This is a genomic window from Larkinella insperata (assembly GCF_026248825.1).
In the GTDB taxonomy this organism is placed as follows: domain Bacteria; phylum Bacteroidota; class Bacteroidia; order Cytophagales; family Spirosomataceae; genus Larkinella; species Larkinella insperata.
In genome coordinates this window covers 5,714,283-5,732,346 of sequence record NZ_CP110973.1, presented here as the reverse complement: position 1 = coordinate 5,732,346, position 18,064 = coordinate 5,714,283, and the positions used below count along the sequence as shown (strand labels likewise).

General features: G+C 55.5%; 16 protein-coding genes. 9 read left to right on the top strand and 7 right to left on the bottom strand.

Features of this window, described 5'->3' with window-relative positions:
* The first annotated feature begins 48 nt into the window (after positions 1 to 48).
* From OQ371_RS23010 to OQ371_RS22980, 7 genes are all read left to right on the top strand, one after another.
* Positions 49 to 1,404, top strand: coding sequence for a sensor histidine kinase (locus OQ371_RS23010; protein ID WP_265990678.1), 1,356 nt, complete (start codon positions 49 to 51; stop codon positions 1,402 to 1,404).
* Positions 1,397 to 1,990: a Crp/Fnr family transcriptional regulator gene (locus tag OQ371_RS23005; protein ID WP_265990677.1), complete on the top strand. Its 594-nt coding sequence runs from the start codon at positions 1,397 to 1,399 to the stop codon at positions 1,988 to 1,990. Before OQ371_RS23010 ends, OQ371_RS23005 begins: the two co-directional genes overlap by 8 nt.
* Before the next feature lie 78 nt (positions 1,991 to 2,068).
* A complete protein-coding gene (locus OQ371_RS23000; protein WP_265990676.1) occupies positions 2,069 to 2,671 on the top strand; it encodes a DinB family protein in 603 nt (200 codons plus the stop codon).
* An 18-nt stretch (positions 2,672 to 2,689) separates the two neighbouring features.
* Positions 2,690 to 4,006 carry a gluconate:H+ symporter gene (locus OQ371_RS22995; RefSeq protein WP_265990675.1) on the top strand — a complete coding sequence of 439 codons (1,317 nt, stop codon included), beginning with the start codon at positions 2,690 to 2,692 and terminating at the stop codon, positions 4,004 to 4,006.
* Positions 4,007 to 4,120: 114 nt separating this feature from the next.
* Positions 4,121 to 5,545 carry a tetratricopeptide repeat protein gene (locus OQ371_RS22990; RefSeq protein WP_265990674.1) on the top strand — a complete coding sequence of 475 codons (1,425 nt, stop codon included), beginning with the start codon at positions 4,121 to 4,123 and terminating at the stop codon, positions 5,543 to 5,545.
* A gap of 350 nt (positions 5,546 to 5,895) precedes the next feature.
* Positions 5,896 to 7,374, top strand: coding sequence for a Gfo/Idh/MocA family protein (locus OQ371_RS22985; RefSeq protein WP_265990673.1), 1,479 nt, complete (start codon positions 5,896 to 5,898; stop codon positions 7,372 to 7,374).
* 112 nt (positions 7,375 to 7,486) lie between these two features.
* Positions 7,487 to 8,767: a Na+/H+ antiporter gene (locus tag OQ371_RS22980; RefSeq protein ID WP_265990672.1), complete on the top strand. Its 1,281-nt coding sequence runs from the start codon at positions 7,487 to 7,489 to the stop codon at positions 8,765 to 8,767.
* Between the two features lie 12 nt (positions 8,768 to 8,779).
* Here the strand turns inward: OQ371_RS22980 and OQ371_RS22975 are convergent, their stop codons facing one another.
* From OQ371_RS22975 to OQ371_RS22950, 6 genes are all read right to left on the bottom strand, one after another.
* The gene (locus OQ371_RS22975; protein WP_265990671.1) at positions 8,780 to 10,045 is read right to left on the bottom strand and encodes a DUF2264 domain-containing protein; all 1,266 of its coding nucleotides are present in this window, start codon (positions 10,043 to 10,045) and stop codon (positions 8,780 to 8,782) included.
* Positions 10,046 to 10,138: 93 nt separating this feature from the next.
* Complete coding sequence (locus tag OQ371_RS22970) at positions 10,139 to 12,703, bottom strand: phosphocholine-specific phospholipase C (RefSeq protein WP_265990670.1); 2,565 nt, start codon at positions 12,701 to 12,703, stop codon at positions 10,139 to 10,141.
* A gap of 98 nt (positions 12,704 to 12,801) precedes the next feature.
* Positions 12,802 to 13,944 carry a glycoside hydrolase family 26 protein gene (locus tag OQ371_RS22965; protein WP_265990669.1) on the bottom strand — a complete coding sequence of 381 codons (1,143 nt, stop codon included), beginning with the start codon at positions 13,942 to 13,944 and terminating at the stop codon, positions 12,802 to 12,804.
* Positions 13,945 to 14,135: 191 nt separating this feature from the next.
* Positions 14,136 to 14,528: a hypothetical protein gene (locus OQ371_RS22960; RefSeq protein ID WP_265990668.1), complete on the bottom strand. Its 393-nt coding sequence runs from the start codon at positions 14,526 to 14,528 to the stop codon at positions 14,136 to 14,138.
* Positions 14,525 to 15,499 carry an NAD(P)-dependent alcohol dehydrogenase gene (locus OQ371_RS22955; RefSeq protein ID WP_265990667.1) on the bottom strand — a complete coding sequence of 325 codons (975 nt, stop codon included), beginning with the start codon at positions 15,497 to 15,499 and terminating at the stop codon, positions 14,525 to 14,527. The genes OQ371_RS22960 and OQ371_RS22955 overlap by 4 nt, the downstream gene beginning before the upstream one ends.
* Before the next feature lie 118 nt (positions 15,500 to 15,617).
* Positions 15,618 to 15,893 (bottom strand): hypothetical protein, encoded by a 276-nt coding sequence (locus OQ371_RS22950; RefSeq protein WP_265990666.1) that lies wholly within the window; start codon positions 15,891 to 15,893, stop codon positions 15,618 to 15,620.
* A 216-nt stretch (positions 15,894 to 16,109) separates the two neighbouring features.
* Here OQ371_RS22950 and OQ371_RS22945 point away from each other — a divergent pair, with 216 nt between their 5' ends.
* A complete protein-coding gene (locus OQ371_RS22945; protein ID WP_265990665.1) occupies positions 16,110 to 16,325 on the top strand; it encodes a hypervirulence associated TUDOR domain-containing protein in 216 nt (71 codons plus the stop codon).
* A 9-nt stretch (positions 16,326 to 16,334) separates the two neighbouring features.
* Positions 16,335 to 16,661 (top strand): DUF3140 domain-containing protein, encoded by a 327-nt coding sequence (locus OQ371_RS22940; protein ID WP_265990664.1) that lies wholly within the window; start codon positions 16,335 to 16,337, stop codon positions 16,659 to 16,661.
* A 68-nt stretch (positions 16,662 to 16,729) separates the two neighbouring features.
* On the opposite strand, the gene OQ371_RS22935 is transcribed toward OQ371_RS22940, so the two are convergent.
* Positions 16,730 to 17,962 carry an FISUMP domain-containing protein gene (locus OQ371_RS22935; RefSeq protein ID WP_265990663.1) on the bottom strand — a complete coding sequence of 411 codons (1,233 nt, stop codon included), beginning with the start codon at positions 17,960 to 17,962 and terminating at the stop codon, positions 16,730 to 16,732.
* Positions 17,963 to 18,064 lie beyond the last annotated feature (102 nt).

Sequence of the window (18,064 nt, the reverse complement as noted above, 5' to 3'; positions counted from 1 at the left end):
TACAGCGTAGCATTGATCGTTAGCGCGTAGTTGATTTTTCCCATTCAAATGACGTACGAAGCCCTGTCGCCGTTCTTCTGGGGTATGGTGGTGGCCATGTTTCTGGCCAATTCCATCCAGTGGTTTATGTACCGTGAGCGGATCTATGGGCTGTACACGATTTACACCCTGATCTGGGCTTTCTATTTTGTCATCAACCACCTGGGTTTACCGACCAATCTGGGTAGTTTTTTTAAGCTCTCTTCCTACCTCGGTTACATCTTTTACCTGGAGCTGGCCAAGATTTTCCTGAACCTGCGCGAGCGGCCCCGGTTTTTGCGCTCGGTGGTGGTCGTGCAGTGGATGCTCGTTTTCTATTGTGCCGTTAAAACCTACGTTTACCTGTTCACGGATTTCTGGCAGTCGACGATGCACACCATTTTGCTGCAACCCATCCGGTTTGCCATGCTGGCCGTGGGCGGTTACATTGTCTTTTCTTTTTTTCGGTCCAAGGACGTGGTGGCCCGGTTTTTTGTGGCCGGAACGGCTTCGCTGCTCATCAACCACGCCATTACGGCGGCCCTGCTGATTCACTCACCGAACCTTAGCCTGTCGCTGCCCTTCTGGCAACACCCGGATTTGTTTCTCCAGGTTGGCGTGGTGCTGGACCTGATCTTTTTTTCGCTGGGAATTTCGTACCGGCACCGGCGGGAGGCCGTTCGGAAAGCCGTGGTAGAAAAAGACCTGGAGCGCGAACGCGAGCAGCGCCACCGCGAAAACCTGGAAGCCGACCTGGCGATCCAGCGGATGCAGCACGAAAAAACCGAAGTGCAGATGCGGGCGTTGCAGAGCCAGGTGAACCCGCATTTTCTGTTCAACGGCCTGAACACCCTCTCCTCACTGATCGACGAAAGCCCCGGGCAGGCCAGCAAGTTTGTGGATGAACTTTCCAATGTGTACCGGTATCTGCTGCGAAGTAACGAAAACGAACTGGTGACGCTCAGCGACGAACTGCGCTTTATCCGTTCGTATTTCCACCTGCTGCAAACCCGTTTCGGTACAAGCGTCGACTTGCAGGTGTCGGTAACCGAGGAGTACCAAAAGGCCCTGCTTCCTCCGCTGACGCTGCAACTGCTGGTCGAGAATGCCGTCAAACACAACGTGGTGTTGCCCGATCAGCCGCTCCGAATCCGGATTCGCACCAGCAGCCAGGATTTGTTGATTGTTGAAAATAACCTGCAACGCAAAAACCTGCGGATTGAATCCAACGGGGTAGGGCTCTCCAACATCGACACAAAATACCGGTTGCTGAACCAGCCCACGCCCCTGGTTGGCGAAGCCGACGGCTGGTTTCAGGTGATCCTGGTCTTAATCAACCTACCACAAACGCAGACGGCTCGGCCGGTTGGACACGGGTATGAATAAACGGGCAACGGCGCTGGAGCGGCTCAAGCAGGTCGTATTGCCGGTCGCCGACCTCACCGAAGGGGAGTGGAACGCGTTCGCGGCCTGCTGGCATCTGGTCGAGTACAAACGCAAAACCATTCTGACGTCGGCGGGTGAAGTGGAGCGCTACCTCTACTTTGTCGTCGACGGGGTTCAGCGGGCGTATTACCTGGGCGAAAAAAAACGGGATGCCACGCTGATCTTTTCGTACGCCGGCTCGATGTCGGGCATTATCGACTCGTTTCAGTTGCAGCAGCCTTCGCGATACTACCTCGAAACGCTGACCGCCAGCCAGTTACTCCGCCTTTCGTTTACCGACTTCGACCGGTTGCTGGCTACCTATCCGGCACTGGAGCGCTGGGGACGCATCGGCACGGCGGCCGCCCTGTCGGGCCTGATGGAGCGGTACATTGAACTGATGACGTTCAGCGCCGAAGAGAAATTTCGGATTTTGCTAACGCGCAGTCCGCACGTTTTGCAACTGATTCCGCACAAATACCTGGCGTCGTACCTGGGGCTGGACCCGACAACCTTTAGCAAACTGCTGGCGTCCGTCCGGTTGTAGCGCTTGCTAAAATCTTGGGCCAGACCAAGATTGTTTTTCAAAAACCGCCTTAGGTTTGCTGACCCAATCGCTACCGCCATGCCAACGTTCACCCCCAGCGCCCTGCTCGATCAATTGACCGCCGAGACCCATGCGTTAATCCAGATTGTTGAGAACGAGTTTAGTACGTTGCCAAACGATGCCTTGAACTGGCCGCCCGCCCCCGAGCGCTGGAGCATCGCGCAGTGTCTGGAACACCTGAACAGCTACGGACAGTATTACCTTCCAAAGCTCAAAAGGGCGATTGAGCGGGGTGAGCAGGAGCCTATCCCGGCGACCGAAAGGTTCCGCAGCGGCTGGCTGGGCAACTACTTCGCCAATTCCATGCGCCCCAAAGCCGACGGTTCCATCGGGCTGAAAGCCAAGGCCGTGAAAGAACATACCCCCGCTGCCGAACTGGATGCGAAAGCGGTAATGGCCGTCTTTCAGGGCCAGCAGCGCGAACTGTTGAGTCTGCTGGAACGAGCCCGGCGGGTGGATATGCAAAAGCTTCGGGTGCCCATTTCCATCGCCAGGTTCATCCGGTTGTCGGTGGGCGACACCTTGCGGTTTTTGATTGCCCACGAGCAGCGGCATATTCTGCAGGCGCAACGGGTGGCCGCAGCGTCAAATCTTTGTTCTGATTCTTCGATTAAATTGTAATAATTTTTATGTTTGGTGATGCTCCTAACCATCACCTTCCTCGCTATTCTGGCCCTGATCGGGTTAATTTCCGTTGTTCGTTTACACACCTTCCTGGCTTTTCTGGCGGTCTCCCTCGGGGCGGGGCTGGCCCTGGGTCTTCAGCCGCTGGCGATCCTGGATTCGATTCAGAAGGGTATCGGAGGAACGCTCGGGTCCATTACGGCCATCATTGCGCTGGGGGCCATGCTCGGTAAACTCGTGGCCCAGAGCGGAGCCGCTCAGCGCATCGCTACCCAACTCATGGATTTGGTGGGTACACACCACGCCCGATGGGCATTTCTGGTAACCGGATTCATCGTCGGTTTGCCGCTGTTTTATTCAGTTGGTTTTCTGCTGCTGGCTCCGCTGGTCATTACGGTTTCCTACCGGTACAAACTACCTGCCTTGTATTTAGGGCTGCCCATGCTGGCGTCGCTGTCGGTTACGCAGGGCTATTTGCCGCCCCACCCGGCTCCGCTGGCGATTCTGAAGCAGTTTAACGCCAACATGGGACTGACGCTCTTCTACGGAATCATCGTTTCCATTCCGGCCATCCTGATTTCCGGGGCCCTGTTTGGCGCAACCGTGAAACGCTACACAACGCTGGCAAATCCGGCGTTTATTGCGCCCGATCTGCGCGAAGACCAGATGCCCTCCGCGGTCAACAGTTTCCTGACGGTTTTGCTCCCCATTCTGCTCATCGGTCTCAGCACCTTTCTGGGGCCGTTTTTACCGGCTGGATCAACCGGGCAGCAGATCCTTGTTTTTGCGGGGGAACCCGTGGTGAGCATGTTTCTGTCGGTTCTGGTTGCTACCTACACGCTGGGCATCCGGCGGGGAAAAACCGTGCCCGAGGTAACGGTCCTGTTCGGCGACGCGGTCAAGGATGTGGCCATGCTGTTTCTGATTTTCGGCGGGGCCGGGGCGCTGAAGCAGGTGCTGACCGATGGCGGGGTCAGCGAGTCCATTGCCGGGATGATGGAGGATTCGACCTTGCATCCCTACGTGCTGGCCTGGGGCATGGCCGCGCTCATTCGGGTCTGCACGGGCTCATCAACGGTTTCGGGAATCACCACCGCCGGGTTTGTTGCACCGATGCTGGCCACGACGGGCGTGGAGCCCAACCTGATGGTGCTGAGCATCGGCGCCGGCAGCATGATGTTCTCGCACGTTAATGACACGGGTTTCTGGCTGTTTCGGGAGTACTTCCAGTTATCCATGGTCGATACGCTCAAAACCTGGTCGGTAATGGAAACGCTGGTTTCGGTGACGGGGTTGCTGGGTGTGCTGGCCCTGAGTTGGGTGCTGGGGTAGGCGAGTCCCCAAAAAAATTCGATTTTCTCGATAAGCCGAAATCTCAAGCGTGTCTTTGCTCGTATGTATGGTCACCGAAGCGATGGCATCGGTGACACTGTCCTCCCCATCCGAATGAAACGCTTTTTATCTCTGTCCGTTCTTTTACTCTTAGTGCTTGGTCCCGTGCTGGCTCAGAAAGCGACCAGCACGGCCCAGGCAATTCAGTACATCAAACTGGCCAACACCTTACGGGCACTGGATAAACCGCAGGATGCCATCAACCTGCTGGAACGGGCCCTGCCGGCGGTGAGGGGAAAAGACCGGTACTGGGAAGCCGTGACGTACGAACTGCTGGGACTGGCCTACTACGAAAACAACAGCAACGACAACGCCGATTATTACCTGAAACTGGCCCGGGGCCGGTACGAGAAGTTGCGGTACGTTGCCAGTGCCTGGGGCGTTAACGAGTTGATTCGGGAGCTGTCCGGTAAGAACCTGTACGCCGGGATTCAGTTTGGCGCGTCGGATGTTAAACTGGCGATTTTCAAAACCCGCTACGAAAGTGATTTCTACGAAAAAGATATAAAAACCCGCATTCAGGTTCCAAACGTTAGCTTTGTGGCTGATGCCTCCAACTCACTGAAAGCCGGGCAGGATGCGCTGAAGGTATGTCTGGATTCGATCAGTCATTACAACATCCCGGCCGAACGGATTTTCATCGTGTTCAGCAACGAGATGAAGGAAGGGCTCGCCAAAACCCCGGCGACCAAAAAAATGCTGTATGACCAGCTTTCGCGGGCTTTGCCGAGCAGCAACCTGCGCATCGATACCACGCTCTCGACTGACCGCGAAGCCGAACTTTTTACCGTTGGCTCAATTCCCCGCAAAGTCTGGCCGACAACTTCTTCGCTCAACATCGGTAGCGATGCAACCGTCGGGGGGTATTTTGAATCAAACAAGACTTTCCACCCCGTTGAGTTACCCGTGGGCGTTCAATCGCTGGTGAGTCAGATTGAAAGCAAGCGGTCGCTGAATACCGAAGCGTTCAAACGGGAAGCGCAGCGGGTCGTCAAAACCGTCGCTGATACGGCGCTGACTCCTCGTTTCAAAACCAGCAGTACGGGGCTGCAAAACCGTCGGACGGTCGGGCTGGGGGGCGATGTGGCCTGGGCGCTCGTCACGTACCTGCACCCCGAAAAAAGCGGTACCACAGCCGTTGCCATCTCGATGGACGATGTCGAACGGTTCAAGAAACTAGTGATGGATGAGTACCAGACGCTGACTCATCCGGACGTAAAGGGCATTGCGGATGCGGCTATCCGGGCAAAAGCCGAGCAGGAGATTCGCACGGTGCGTGATCAGGTGAGCGAAAAACAATTGATTGCCGGGGCGTTGTGGCTGGAAGCCATCATGAAAACATACTCGACCCCTACTGCGCCGAAACGGTTCGTGTTTATCCGTAACTCCGACATCGGCTGGGTGACGGGCAAGTTTCTGGAAACCATTAGCGGAGAATACGAATCGACCATTGCCAAGGGAGCGTTATATACACGGTAAGGGTAAATCCAGGTTTGAATAGGCGGCTCCTTTACACCAAGTGGTGTAAAGGAGCTTTTTGTTTCAGCGCTTTTGCGTGATGCAGAAAACGCAAATCCGGCCTCGTCAATCAAGGAGGTGGGTTGAGGGCGGAGAAAAGCCGCTACACCGGAATAGTATAAAATATATGAAAAATGCCGGGTGGGTTTAAGAGAGCGTAAAGTGTTTATTCTGCACGGCTCTGCCTAATTTTTGCCAGGTCAACCCCGGCATTCGCCAAATAACATGCGCGGCAGGAGGTGGGATTTATCCCGTAAAATTCTAACTTTACAGACTTAATCTTCCGTTTTAACTTACCCAAAATTAACCTTATGCATTCCAATCGTCGCGACTTTATCAAGGGACTGACAGCCGCTTCGGCGCTGGTGGCTACCCAGAGCGTCGCCGAGCCTTTCGTGGCCCGACCTTTCAATATTATTAAGGATCTGAAGAAAATTAGCCCCAACGACAAAATCCGGATTGCCACCATCGGGATGGGGATTCAGGGGAACTACGACACCCAGGCGGCCCTGCGCAACCCTGATGTGGAACTGGTGGCCGTGGCCGATCTGTATTCCGGTCGTTTGGAACACGCCCGGACGGCTTTCGGACAGCAACTGTTTACAACCCGCGATTACCGTGAAATTCTGAACCGTTCGGACGTGGATGCCGTGCTGGTGGTAACACCCGACCACTGGCACGACCACATCACCATTGCGGCCCTGAAAGCCGGTAAGCACGTGTACTGCGAAAAACCGATGGTGCAGCACCTGAACGAAGGCAAAGCCGTGATCGATGCCTGGAAAAAGTCGGGAAAAACCATGCAGGTGGGTAGCCAGCGCATCAGCAGCGCGGCTTTCCAGGAGGCCAAACGGCTGATTCAGGCCGGTGAAATCGGCGCCATCAATTACATTGAGTCCAACAACGACCGGTTCAATGCCATCGGGGCCTGGAACTATTCCGTGCCACCGGATGCCACGCCCCAAACCGTTGACTGGGACCGCTTCCTGGGCGATGCGCCCAAGCGCCCCTTCGATCCGGTCCGGTTTTTCCGCTGGCGGAACTTTAAAGACTACGGTACGGGCGTGGCCGGTGACTTGTTCGTCCACCTGATTACGGGCGTGCATTTCGTCACCAATACGCTGGGCCCAACCCGGATTTATTCGTCGGGCAACCTGGCTTACTGGAAAGAGCACCGCGATGTGCCCGACGTGATGACCAGCATCATGGATTACCCCAAAACCGAGCAGCACGACGCCTTCCAGATGGTGTTGCGGGTGAACTTCGCCAATGCCGGTAAAATCAGCAACGTCACCCGGATCATCGGCAACGAAGGAACCGTCGAGTTCTCGGAAAATAACCTGATTCTGACCAAGAAAAAACTGCCCATCGCCCCGGGTTACGGCAACTACGATAGCTTCTTTACGTTTACGGAAGACGTTCAGAAGAAGTTTGTGGAAGAGTACGACGCCAAATATCCGCCCGAAACCCGCACGGCGGAACCGGTGAAGGAAGTGAAGTTTGAAGCGTCGAAAGACGATGATGCACACGCCAAACATTTTGGCGACTTCTTCACAAATGTTCGGAACGGCAGCCAGGGCACCATCGAAGACCCCGTGTTCGGGTTCCGCGCGGCTGCTCCGGTACTGGCCTGCAACGAAAGCTACTTCGAAAACAAAGTGGTGCATTGGGACCCGGTGACGATGACCCAAAAGAACCCCGGCGCTACGAAAAGTAAACCGGCCGGCTCGGGCACCAAGAAGTCGATTCCGGCTAAAAAAGCGGTTGCAACCGTGACGAAAAAAGCCTGAGATAAGACGGTTTTTAATTTTTAAGGTACCAATGGCTCGTATGGGAATACGGGCCATTGGTATATTTGGGGATCTGTTGCGATCCAATTTGTGCATTAACCGGCAATCTGGCGTGGAACATTACAGTATTGTTTTATTCATCATGGCGATCATGCTCGTGCTATCGGCCGTCGCCAACCGCATCAAATTACCGTATCCCATTCTGCTGGTGCTGGCGGGAATCGGCATTGGCTACCTGCCCGGCATTCCGTCCATTACGCTGAGTCCGGAGGTGATTTTCCTGATTTTTCTGCCGCCCCTGCTTTACGATGCATCGTTCAATATTTCGTTTCGGGAACTGAAAAGCAACTGGGCCACGGTCAGTTCCCTGGCGATTTCGCTGGTTTTTCTGACCACGACAGCCATTGCCGTAACCACTTATTTTCTGATTCCCGGCCTGAACTGGCCAATGGCGTTTGCACTAGGGGCCATCCTTTCCCCGCCCGATGCCGTTGCGGCTACCAACGTGACGAAAGGGCTGGGCCTGTCGCACCGGACTCTGACGATTCTGGAAGGGGAGAGCCTGGTCAACGATGCCTCCGGGCTCATTGCCTACCGGCTGGCGGTGGCGGCCATTGCCGGTGATGGGTTTAAATTCTTTAATGCCTACGGACAATTTCTGATCGTAGCGGCCGGTGGAGTTGGGGTTGGAATCCTGTTCGGCAAGGTGCTGATCTATTTTCTGAAGCGGGTCTACGGCAACAGTGCGTTGGCGATCAGCGCAATGGTGCTGGCTCCGTTTGTGGTGTACCTGCTGGCCGAAGAACTGCACGTTTCGGGCGTTCTGGCGGTGGTGGTGCTGGGTATTGGCTTGTCGAAATACACCAGCAGGCTTTTTCCAACAACCGTTAAAAATCAAAACAAGGCGTTTTGGGAAGTCTTTATTTTCCTGCTCAACGGTCTGGTGTTTATCCTGATCGGCTTGCAGTTTCCACAAGTCGTCAAAAGCATTGATCGAACCGAAATTCTGCCGCTGATTGGCTACAGCTTCCTGATCAGCTTGATCATGCTGGTCATTCGAATTCTCTGGATTTTTGGGCACAACAACAACCTGGAAAAAGCCATCGCCCGGCGCAACCTGTTTCCGAACCAACGACGGTTTCAGTTTTATTCAGACGAGAAAATTGATTGGCGCGATGCGCTGGTCATTGGTTGGGCGGGCATGCGGGGGATCGTCTCGCTGGCAACGGCCCTGGCGCTGCCGCTCACACTGGCCGACGAAGGGGCTTTTCCGCAGCGCAATACGCTGATTTTTGTCTCCGTCGTGGTGGTGCTGATCACGCTGGTGGTCCAGGGCCTGAGTTTGCCCGCGCTGGTCCGGGCGCTGAGGGCCAGCGAACAAAAACCGGCCTGAAACCGGCGGGTGTCAATCGCGGGCGTGTTTCACCGGCATGTTTTCTCCCTGCCAGATTCGTTTGGTCGTCCAGGCTTTGTCCGGCCCGGTCCAGAAGGCGTCGTTGGGCGGTAAACCCAGCATCAGAAACGCTTCCGCGCAGAGGTACAGGCTGCCCGTAGAGATGTAATTTTCGCCGATCAGCGGCTGGTGACCGTACAGCCCGATCTGCAACCAGCCATTTTTGTCGAAGGTGCCGGGCGCTTCCACCTGCCGTTTGATGAGCGTGTACAGGGCCGCCCGAACCTGCTGCGGTTCCAGACCCTCGGGCAACGCCTTCAGGTAAGCAATCTGCGAGAGCAGTTGAAACGCCCCGAAGCGGTAGGCCAGCGATCGGCCGATGGGCGGATAAGTGCCCTCCGGAGAAATGAGCGTTTCCTGCACTTCCGCGTACCGCTGGGCTCGCCCCAAAACCGTCTCGTATTCCTTTTTTAGGTATTGGCTTGGAGCGGCTTCGACCAGCGTTTTCAGTACGTCGAGCATCATCGGCTGAATAACAAAGCTGTTGTAGTAATCCCAGTGGTAGCTCGGGCCATCGCCGTAGGTGCCGTCGCCTTTATACCAAAGCTGGTGGGATTTCAGGGCGTAATCAATCCGCATCCGGTCACAGGAACCGTCGAATTTCAGCAGAGCGGCTTCCACTTCGGCGCTGAAAAGCAGCCAGTTGTTGTAGCCGGGCGTAACCACCCGGGTCGATTTGAGGGCGGTTATGATGTTGGCCTTGGTGACGGCATCCAGCCGGTTCCAGAGCTGAGTGGGCGCCCGCAGCAGGCCCTGTGCCAGAAAAGCCGCATCAACCAGCGTCTGACCACCCTTGTTGAAATTCATAAAATCAGGTGACTTCGGATCGGTGGCGTTGCGCAGCGACAATACCGTCAGGTCAATGTATTTTTTGCGCAGCTTACCTTCGGGCGTTTCATCCGGACCCAGTTCAAGCCAGGGGGCGATACCGGCCAGCAGTCGGCCAAACGCTTCCAGGTGGGAGTAGTCCTTGCGGTCGGCCGTTTTGCCTTCCACGGGCATGTTCTGGTGCAGCTTGTTCTGGCTGAGCGAAACCAGAACCGGGTCGGCGATGCGCACCAGCGTCTGGACCAGATACTGTCGTTCCTGGGCACCGGGATCGTCCGCCGGGGGAGAGACGGCCCCGACGGACTGGGTGATGAAAAGAAAAAGAATGCCCAACGCCGTTCTTTTCAGCGACGTCAGGCTTTTCGAAGAACCGGAATGCTCCATTCTCATATACTTATCGACCGTTGACGGTATAGAACCGTGTTGGGTAAATAAGCAGTTCGGGCCACGGTTTTAACCATAGATTCGACGAAATAATGGCAATTATACGATTTCTCCGCCCATCGCCGGATCGGTGAAGCTCGCTTTGCCGGTTTCGACGCGTCCGGCGTATCGCTTCTCAAACACCGAATTTCCGGCCACCCGGACGCTGAAATCATACCAGCCGAAGCTCTTATTCAACTCCAGCACCAGACTCGCCTGTCCGCCCTTCGGAACGGTTTTGGTTCTGGTCGGGGCTTTGTACGCATTGTCTTTGACTTCGATGGTGATCGGATTGGCTTTGTCCAGATTGGTGATTTTCAGCTCCACCGAACCGGTCAGCGTTTTCGACTGGGACGTTTTGCGCTGGTAGTCGCACTGGATGTCGAGGTGGGGATCGTTGGCGTTACCGATGAATTCCCGGAAAAAACCGTTGGGACCGTTGACCCGGAACTGGTAGGTTCCCTTTTCAAAATCGGTGAGGTTCCAGCGGTCGGTCAGGCTGTCCCCGGCGGATACGGCATAATCCCGGACAGCGAGGCCGCGCTCCGGTTTTTCAGCCGCCGATGCGTAGTTGTCAAGGGCGTAAACCGTGAACGGCGAACCGGCGGACTGGTTGCCAAAAACCTCGTTTTTAGCCTGCATGGTGATGCCAAACGATTTTTTGTCGGCGCTCAGTTGGCCATCGGCGTACAACTGATAGGGAAGCGCACAAGCCGCCCGAATGCCTTTTTCCTGCCGCGGAACCACCGCTGAAGCGCCCCGTTTTGCCTGTTCAATGTCGTCTGTCGTTAGTTTTTTGTAGCCCGACGGCAGATCTTTAAACTGCGCTTTGTGGATGCTCTCGACAAATTCATTTTTGGCTACAAACGCGGGCAGCGGTATTTTTTCGCCGTTATAGGGCCGGAAGACCGAGGTGAGGTCCCCGCAAACCGTCCGGCGCCAGGCGGTGATGTTGGGCTCTTCCACTTTTTTGCCGGTTTTCTGGCTCAGAAATACCTCCAGAAATTGCAGGATGGACGTGTGATCAAACACCTCCGACGATACCATACCGCCCCGGCTCCAGGGCGAGGCAATGACGAGTGGCACGCGGTACCCCAGCCCAATCGCGCTTGCGCGGGCTTCCTTTTGGGCATTGGAGCTCTTGCGCTGCAATTCGTGCTCCATATAAACGTGCTCCACGCTCGTGTCGATGCCTTTGGACACCAGACCAGTTTCGGGTTTGTCGGGATGCGGGGCCACGAAAGGCGGCACGTGATCGAAATAACCGTCGTTTTCGTCGTAGCACAGAATGAAAACCGTTTTCTTCCAGACGTCCGGGTTCTGCGTCAGAATGTCGAGCATTTCCGAGATGTACCACGCGCCGTACCAGGCTGCGCTGGGGTGATCCGAGAAGTTTTCGGGCGCTACGACCCACGAAACCGTCGGCAGGGTTTTGTTTTTTACGTCCGCCCGAAACTGGTGCAGCACGTCACCTTTCGGAATTTCAACTTCCCGCTCCGTGCTGCCGTCGTGGTAGGTCAGCTTCGTCAGGGCGTGATAATCCGGGTCGTTTTTGTTCGTCGTAAATGCTTTTTCGTGCAGGTTTTTCCCCCGCTGCGGGAGTTGCTCGAACTTCTCGCGGCTGTATTTCTCCCGGTGTTCGCGGCCCATTTTCAGCTCCGCTTCCTTGCGAGCCAGGTCTTTTTTGATCTTTTCGGTTTCTGCGCCGGTTTCGGGCAGGGTTTTGAGTTTATCGGTCAGCGCCTGAATTTCACCCGGCAGGGCATCGATGCGTTTGACCAGGTGCTTCTGGTAGGCTTCCGAAAAACCGACGTTGTATTGCTCAAACCATTCAATCGGGTTGTCCGTAAAATTGGCCAGCCAGCCTTCCTGTTCGCCCTCAAAGCCAACGGGCAGGCTCAGTTCGTTCTGGTAAATTTTCCACGAAATACCGTGGTCTTCCAGCCGTTCGGGGAAGGTGGTCCAGCGGGCCGTATCGCCGTAATCCACGTCTTCGTTGCGGACGTTGGCCTTGGCCGAGCGGTCAGGTTTTTCCCGGATGGTGCCGGTCCAGAGGTAGAGCCGGTTGGGCGTCGTACCGGTCAGCGAGGAACAGAAATTCTGGTCGCAAACCGTAAAGGCGTCGGCCAGGGCGTAGTAAAACGGAATGTCGTCGCGGTTGTAATAGCCCATCGTCAAGGGCATTTTGGCGTACTCTTTGTTGCCGGAGCGCTTGGAGTCCAGCCATTTGTCGTACTTACCGTTGTTGCGGGCGTCCACCTGGTTGGTCCAGGAGTGGGGCAGCGAACTCATCCAGGTCGCTTTGGTATCTTTCAGATTCAGCCGAAACGGCGCGTAGGTTTCGCCAAGGCCGTTGGTCTGGAGCCAGACCGGATGCTGGTTGGGCAGCGTCATAGCCCGTGGATCGTTGAAACCCCGAACGCCCTGTAGCATCCCGTAGCAGTGGTCGAAGGACCGGTTTTCCTGCATCAGAATCACCACGTGCTCGGCGTCAAAAACCGTACTGCCCGGCTGGGGGTCAATGGCGAGGGCTTTCTGGATCGATTCAGGAAAGACCTGAAAAAGGCTCGTGCCACCGGCGAGCAGGGCGGCTTTCTTGAGGAATTCTCTGCGGGTATCTAACATGTCGGGCTGAATAGGGAGTACTTAGTAAAGTTACTCCGTTTTTCAGCCCGATGCTACAAAATGCCGCTCAATTTAACAGAATGATAACTTTTTGGGCATTACCGATACAGTTTTGGCAGATCGTTTTCGAAGAGCGTGTACGGGTCCTGGTAGAATTTCAGAAAGTCGGGGGCGCTGGCCTGGCCCGGAAACGGCGCGTAGTAATGCGTCGGGGAGCGGGTGTCGTTGCGCCAGACGAGCACGTAGCAGAGTCGCATTTTTTCGGCCCGCAGGGCCCGCAGCAGCGTGGCGGTCCACCAGGTGGTATCGGGAATGGATTCCAGACCGGTTTCCGTAAAGGCCGCCAGCTTCCCGGCTTTTTTGGCGTAATCGGAAACGATTTTGAGCTTCTGAATTCCGGCTTCGACGTTGTACCGACCGTTGCGGCCAAAATCGGCGTAATTGTCCATGCCAACCAGATCCACCCATTCGTCGCCCGGATACCGTTCCAGAAACTCGGCTTCGGTTTTAAATAAACAGTCGGGCGAGTAAGCGTAGAGGAAATTGTGAACGCCCACACTGTCGCGCAGGTACGACACCGTAAACTGCCAGAGCTGAATGAACTCTTCGCGGGTGCAGTGCGGTTTGCCCCACCAGAACCAGCCGCCGTCGAACTCGTGGTAGGGCCGGAAAATCATCGGTACCAGTTTGCCGTCGTTGCCGCGGACGGACTGGGCAAACTCGCCCACCGTGCGCAGAATCTGCTTGTAGGTTTCGTGGTGCGAACCGCCCGGAATAATCATCGAAACCGCCGGCGCCGAGACCGAATCCACCCAGTAAAAACCGCCTTTTGAAACCGGGTTCGAAAAATGCCAGGCCACCGTTGTCACCCCGCCCCGGTTGTAGGTGTCGGCAAGGTTTTGGCGGAGTGCAATCTTGGTTTTCTCGATGGCTTCCTGTGGGCGACCCGACAAACCGCTGAAATCGACGCCAATGACGGCCGGATGCGAACCCGTTACGGATTTAACGTCCGAGCGGTCGGCGTCACCCGCCCAGCCGTGGCCGTACTCCGTTGCGTGCTGGTGGCCGAACAGGGTGTGTTTTCTGGCGAGTTTCCTTAAATTCTTGTGAAGTGCAACGGTCTCTTCCGTGGCATTGGGATCGACCCGTTTCTTGCCGGGACGACCCGGTTTGGAAAAGCCGCATACGGTATACAGGCTCAGGAACGTTAAAATCAGGGTAAAACGGAAAACCAGGTTCATTAGGAACGCAAAGGTGAAAATCGGGACGTAAATTAATAGAATAAACCGAAGCCTGGCCCGGGAAGGGCCGAAAAAGACGCAAGCTCCGGCGGAGTGTCCTCGAAAATCATCCAGGACGCTCCACCAGAGCTTGCGGTATTTTGAAGAAAATTAACCCTAACCGGGTGCCTGTCTAAGATGGGCAGACAGGATCATTTGGGTTTGTCTTCTTTGGGTTTGAGCATGCCGCGGGCAATGGGTTCCGGTTTGGCTTTCGGGTCCGCATACCGGAGCAGCGTCGCCGTTGAAAATTCGTCTTTGGGGGCTTTGGTGATCAGCAACTGGTACGAACGCGTGCCTACAACCAGATTGTAATACGTCATCGCGCCGGATGCCTGCGCCACCCCCCAGTTGGCAATTGGCTCTTTGGCCAGCACCCGCTGATCTTCCGCCGACAAAGCCGCGTAGACCGTATCCGGCTGAAAATTTTTGTTTGTAATGCCCTCAATGGCCGAGACCACCGCCGGAGGTGTGGTTGCTGCGGGTTTGGTCTGGGCCGCTGCTGACAGTCCTGCCAGCAGCAAGCCAACAACGAGCGCTTTCATGATTTTTCGGCAACGGGTTCGCTCTGGACTTCCACCACCAGTTTGCCCTTAACGTGTTCGGCTTCGCTGGCGGCATGGGCCAGGGCCAGTTCCTCCAGGCGGTAGGTCCGTTCAATGACCGGAACCAGGTTGCCGTCCGTGACCTGCTTCAGCAACCAGTTCATGTCATCATGGTTGAACGTGAAAATCAGCGACTCCGCTTTTTTGCCGGTAAACGTGGTGATGGCCTGGTTCAAAACCTGTTTGGCCGACGGCAGGGTCGTGATGTACACCCCGTCTTCTTTGAGGATGTTCTGCGAATCGTCGAACGAGCTGTTGCCGATGGCGTCGAAAACCACGTCGTATTTCTCAAGTCCGTTGGTAAAGTCGCTGGTCGTGTAATCGATCACCTGATCGGCGCCCAACTGGCGAGCCAGGGCGGCTCCTTCCGCGCTGCAAACTGCCGTCACGTAGGCGCCCAGAATTTTGGCAATCTGGATGGCAAACGTACCGACGCCCCCCGTAGCTCCGTTGATGAGCACGCGATCATTCGGCCGGAGCTGGCCTTTGTTGAGCAGGGCCTGCAACGCGGTTCCGGCCGCAATGGGCAGGGCGGCCGCCTGAACGAACGTTACGCCATCGGGCAGTTTAACTATGTTGGTGTCTTTGGCAACGGCGTATTCGGCATAACCGCCCCCTTCGGCTCCCAGAGAAGCCACCACACGGTCGCCGGGTTGTATGTCTTTCACCATCAGGCCCACTTCTTCCACGATTCCCGCGCACTCGCCCCCCAGAATCTTCGGAAAATTATCCGATAACAGGGGGTTCATGGCACCACTGCGGACTTTGGTGTCCATTGGATTGATACCAGCCGCGTAGACGCGGATCAGGACTTTGTGCGGGTCGTCGATGCGGTCGACGAGTGGTTTGGGCACTTCTTCTGCGTGTAATTCGTGACTTGAGCCGTATTGATGAATAATGGCAGCTTTCATAAGATGAGTGTTTTAGTAAATAGGTTTCAGCATGAAGTGAGTTGCGCGAGAGCCGAAAAAATGGGAACCGGCCGGCTGCAATAGGCGGAACGGGCATGGTTTGGCGTTGCGTTTGTTTTCATTTCGTCCCGGCTGGTTCGCTATTCCGGATAATAAGTCGATCTACTTCCAGTTCGCCGATGTGTAACTTCCGGATCGATCCCCGTCCGACGCTCAGCCGCCCGATGGCGAGGGCACCCACCGCCAGCGCACCCGCAGCAAAGGCACCAATGGCCAGTGCGCCCAGACCCAGCCGACCCAGGGCCAATCCGCCCACAGCGAGTTGCCCGACGGCGGCCTTGCCGATGCGTTGTTTCCCGATGCGCAGGGGAAACGAGAAGTTTTTTGATGACATAACGTTGCGTTGTTTAACGGTCTCGTACGAATCAACACCCCGGTGGGGCATCGCCTTTTGGATAAACCGGTTAGCCGGGGGAGAGGTTTGCCCGTCTTAGGCTACGGGATAAAGACGGTCCGCCGGGAAACCGGCTAATACCGTGAGAGGGACGGCTTTGAAAACATTTTTTCTCCACACGCCGTTAAGCGCTTTTCAACTAAATCACACAACGTTATGGTTAAGAAAGGAGATTCGGTGCGCTGGAAATACGCCAGCGGTCACGCTGAAGGAAAGGTGATAGAAGTGCACAAGGAAGAAGTGGAAAAGACCATCAAAGGGTCCAAGATAAAACGAAACGGTTCAAAGGAAGATCCGGCGCTGGTGATTGAGCAGGAGGACAAGGATCTGGTTTTGAAACTGGAAAGTGAAGTAGAAAAAGTAGGAAAATAAGCAAACGTTATGAACGAGGAAGAAAAAAAAGACGTGCTCAACGAATTTAACGACCTGGTGAACATGAGCCCGTCGGAACTGGAAAAATGGCTGGACACGGAAGAGTCGAAGTCTGTGGGCTGGGACAGTGGCGATGGCGAATCTGTCGGCCACAAGTCGGGCGAGAAAATCATTGATATCAAGCGCAAGAAACAGGCTGACCTGACCGACCGCGATTTTGAACACATGCGCAAAGTGGTGGGCTACATCAAACGCCACAGCGCCCAGCGGCCCAAAGAAGTGAAAGGCAGCAACTGGGAATACTCCCTCAAAAATTGGGGGCATAACCCGGAATAAAAGAGCAGGACGGTTTTCGGGCGTATGATCCCGAAAGCCGTCCTGGCAAAACCGTTTCTGCGGTTAGGTTACTTATCGCGTACCAGCCGGATGGGAAGGTAGGGCGGGTTGTAGCCGACCGGATAACCGCCAAATTTAGCGTAGGTATCACTCGGCAACTGGATGAGTTGGAAGGCAAGCGGAATCTCTTCTTCGTTCAGGTCCGAGGTCCAGAGCAGGCAATTGGTGCCTTCGCCGTGGGGGTTGCCGTTCAACACCCGGAGGTTGCCGGGAACGGCGTTAAAACCCGACCGGTTGTTGGCGTAGCCATCCTGTTTGGTCCAGCCCTTTGCCGCCATCAGCTGACCCAGCTTTTTCTTTGAAGCCAGATCTTCACCGTCGGTTGAGCCCCATTCGTTTAGTTCCAGACCCTGCGATTTGAGCAGTTGAACAAAATCTTCCCGCGAGGGCAGCCGCCAGCCCGCCGGAATCTTGATTACATTGGGGAGATCCGCGTATTTATAATAAGTGCCGTACTGCGGTTTGTTGTTGTCTTTCAGGCCGCCCGCGCCCCCATCGTAATTGACCGACATCCATTCCTGGGAGCCGATGGTGACGGTCGGGTAATATTGTTTGCCAATCTGAACGTAGGTGCCGGAGGTCGGTGGCTTGGAGTAGCTTCCGTCACCGCCCGGCGTGGTAGGAACGTCGTTGCCTACTTTGGTGTATTCCACCGAAAACTGGTTGCCGCCGTCAAACCGCTGGGCTTTCAGATAGTTGGTTTCGTTGGGAAACGTGGTGCCGTGCGGATTCCGCAAAACACTGTAGTAGCTTTTCAGATCGTCTGCCTTGATGGGCGATTCCTTGTAACCCGTTGTCAGGTTGCTGTAAACCCGCATGACGCCAGACTGGGCGTGAAAGGTCAACTGCGCCGGATTGGACTTGTATTCGAGCGTCCCCGTTATTTTGTAGAGATACCGCTTTTCTTCCCCAGCACTCAGGTTATACACCTCCGACGTGTACTCAACCGCGTTTCTGCCGTCTTTGGTAAAAATCATGGTGCGGAATTCGCGGAAACCCTGCTCCCCCTGAAACGTCCCGTTTTTCCAGTTTTCCGTCAGCGGACCTTCGTTGTGGCTGGCGTACCAGGTGCCAACCAGTTCGTCGGGGATGGAGGAAAACGGTGTGTTGGGAACCTCTACCGGTGATTCGCCCCCTTCGCCGGGTTCGGGCGTTACGGGTTCTTTGTTGCAACTGGTCAATGCACTGACCACCAGGGCCAGCAAGGCTGCTTTCGACAGCAAACGGTGTACGGACTTCATCTTGGTTCTTGCGTATTTGTTGTTTTAAGCCCGAAACGGTGATCGGGTCCTGCAAAATTGCGGGCTTGGCGGGTAGAATCGGAGCCCCTTATGCGCCAATTG

Excerpts from the sequence above, each read along its gene's own strand:
- OQ371_RS23010 (WP_265990678.1), top strand. The coding sequence starts at position 49 with ATGACGTACGAAGCCCTGTCGCCGTTCTTCTGGGGTATGGTGGTGGCC.
- OQ371_RS23005 (WP_265990677.1), top strand. The coding sequence starts at position 1,397 with ATGAATAAACGGGCAACGGCGCTGGAGCGGCTCAAGCAGGTCGTATTG.
- OQ371_RS23000 (WP_265990676.1), top strand. The coding sequence starts at position 2,069 with ATGCCAACGTTCACCCCCAGCGCCCTGCTCGATCAATTGACCGCCGAG.
- OQ371_RS22995 (WP_265990675.1), top strand. The coding sequence starts at position 2,690 with ATGCTCCTAACCATCACCTTCCTCGCTATTCTGGCCCTGATCGGGTTA.
- OQ371_RS22990 (WP_265990674.1), top strand. The coding sequence starts at position 4,121 with ATGAAACGCTTTTTATCTCTGTCCGTTCTTTTACTCTTAGTGCTTGGT.
- OQ371_RS22985 (WP_265990673.1), top strand. The coding sequence starts at position 5,896 with ATGCATTCCAATCGTCGCGACTTTATCAAGGGACTGACAGCCGCTTCG.
- OQ371_RS22975 (WP_265990671.1), bottom strand. The coding sequence starts at position 10,045 with ATGAGAATGGAGCATTCCGGTTCTTCGAAAAGCCTGACGTCGCTGAAA.
- OQ371_RS22970 (WP_265990670.1), bottom strand. The coding sequence starts at position 12,703 with ATGTTAGATACCCGCAGAGAATTCCTCAAGAAAGCCGCCCTGCTCGCC.
- OQ371_RS22965 (WP_265990669.1), bottom strand. The coding sequence starts at position 13,944 with ATGAACCTGGTTTTCCGTTTTACCCTGATTTTAACGTTCCTGAGCCTG.
- OQ371_RS22960 (WP_265990668.1), bottom strand. The coding sequence starts at position 14,528 with ATGAAAGCGCTCGTTGTTGGCTTGCTGCTGGCAGGACTGTCAGCAGCG.
- OQ371_RS22955 (WP_265990667.1), bottom strand. The coding sequence starts at position 15,499 with ATGAAAGCTGCCATTATTCATCAATACGGCTCAAGTCACGAATTACAC.
- OQ371_RS22950 (WP_265990666.1), bottom strand. The coding sequence starts at position 15,893 with ATGTCATCAAAAAACTTCTCGTTTCCCCTGCGCATCGGGAAACAACGC.
- OQ371_RS22945 (WP_265990665.1), top strand. The coding sequence starts at position 16,110 with ATGGTTAAGAAAGGAGATTCGGTGCGCTGGAAATACGCCAGCGGTCAC.
- OQ371_RS22940 (WP_265990664.1), top strand. The coding sequence starts at position 16,335 with ATGAACGAGGAAGAAAAAAAAGACGTGCTCAACGAATTTAACGACCTG.
- OQ371_RS22935 (WP_265990663.1), bottom strand. The coding sequence starts at position 17,962 with ATGAAGTCCGTACACCGTTTGCTGTCGAAAGCAGCCTTGCTGGCCCTG.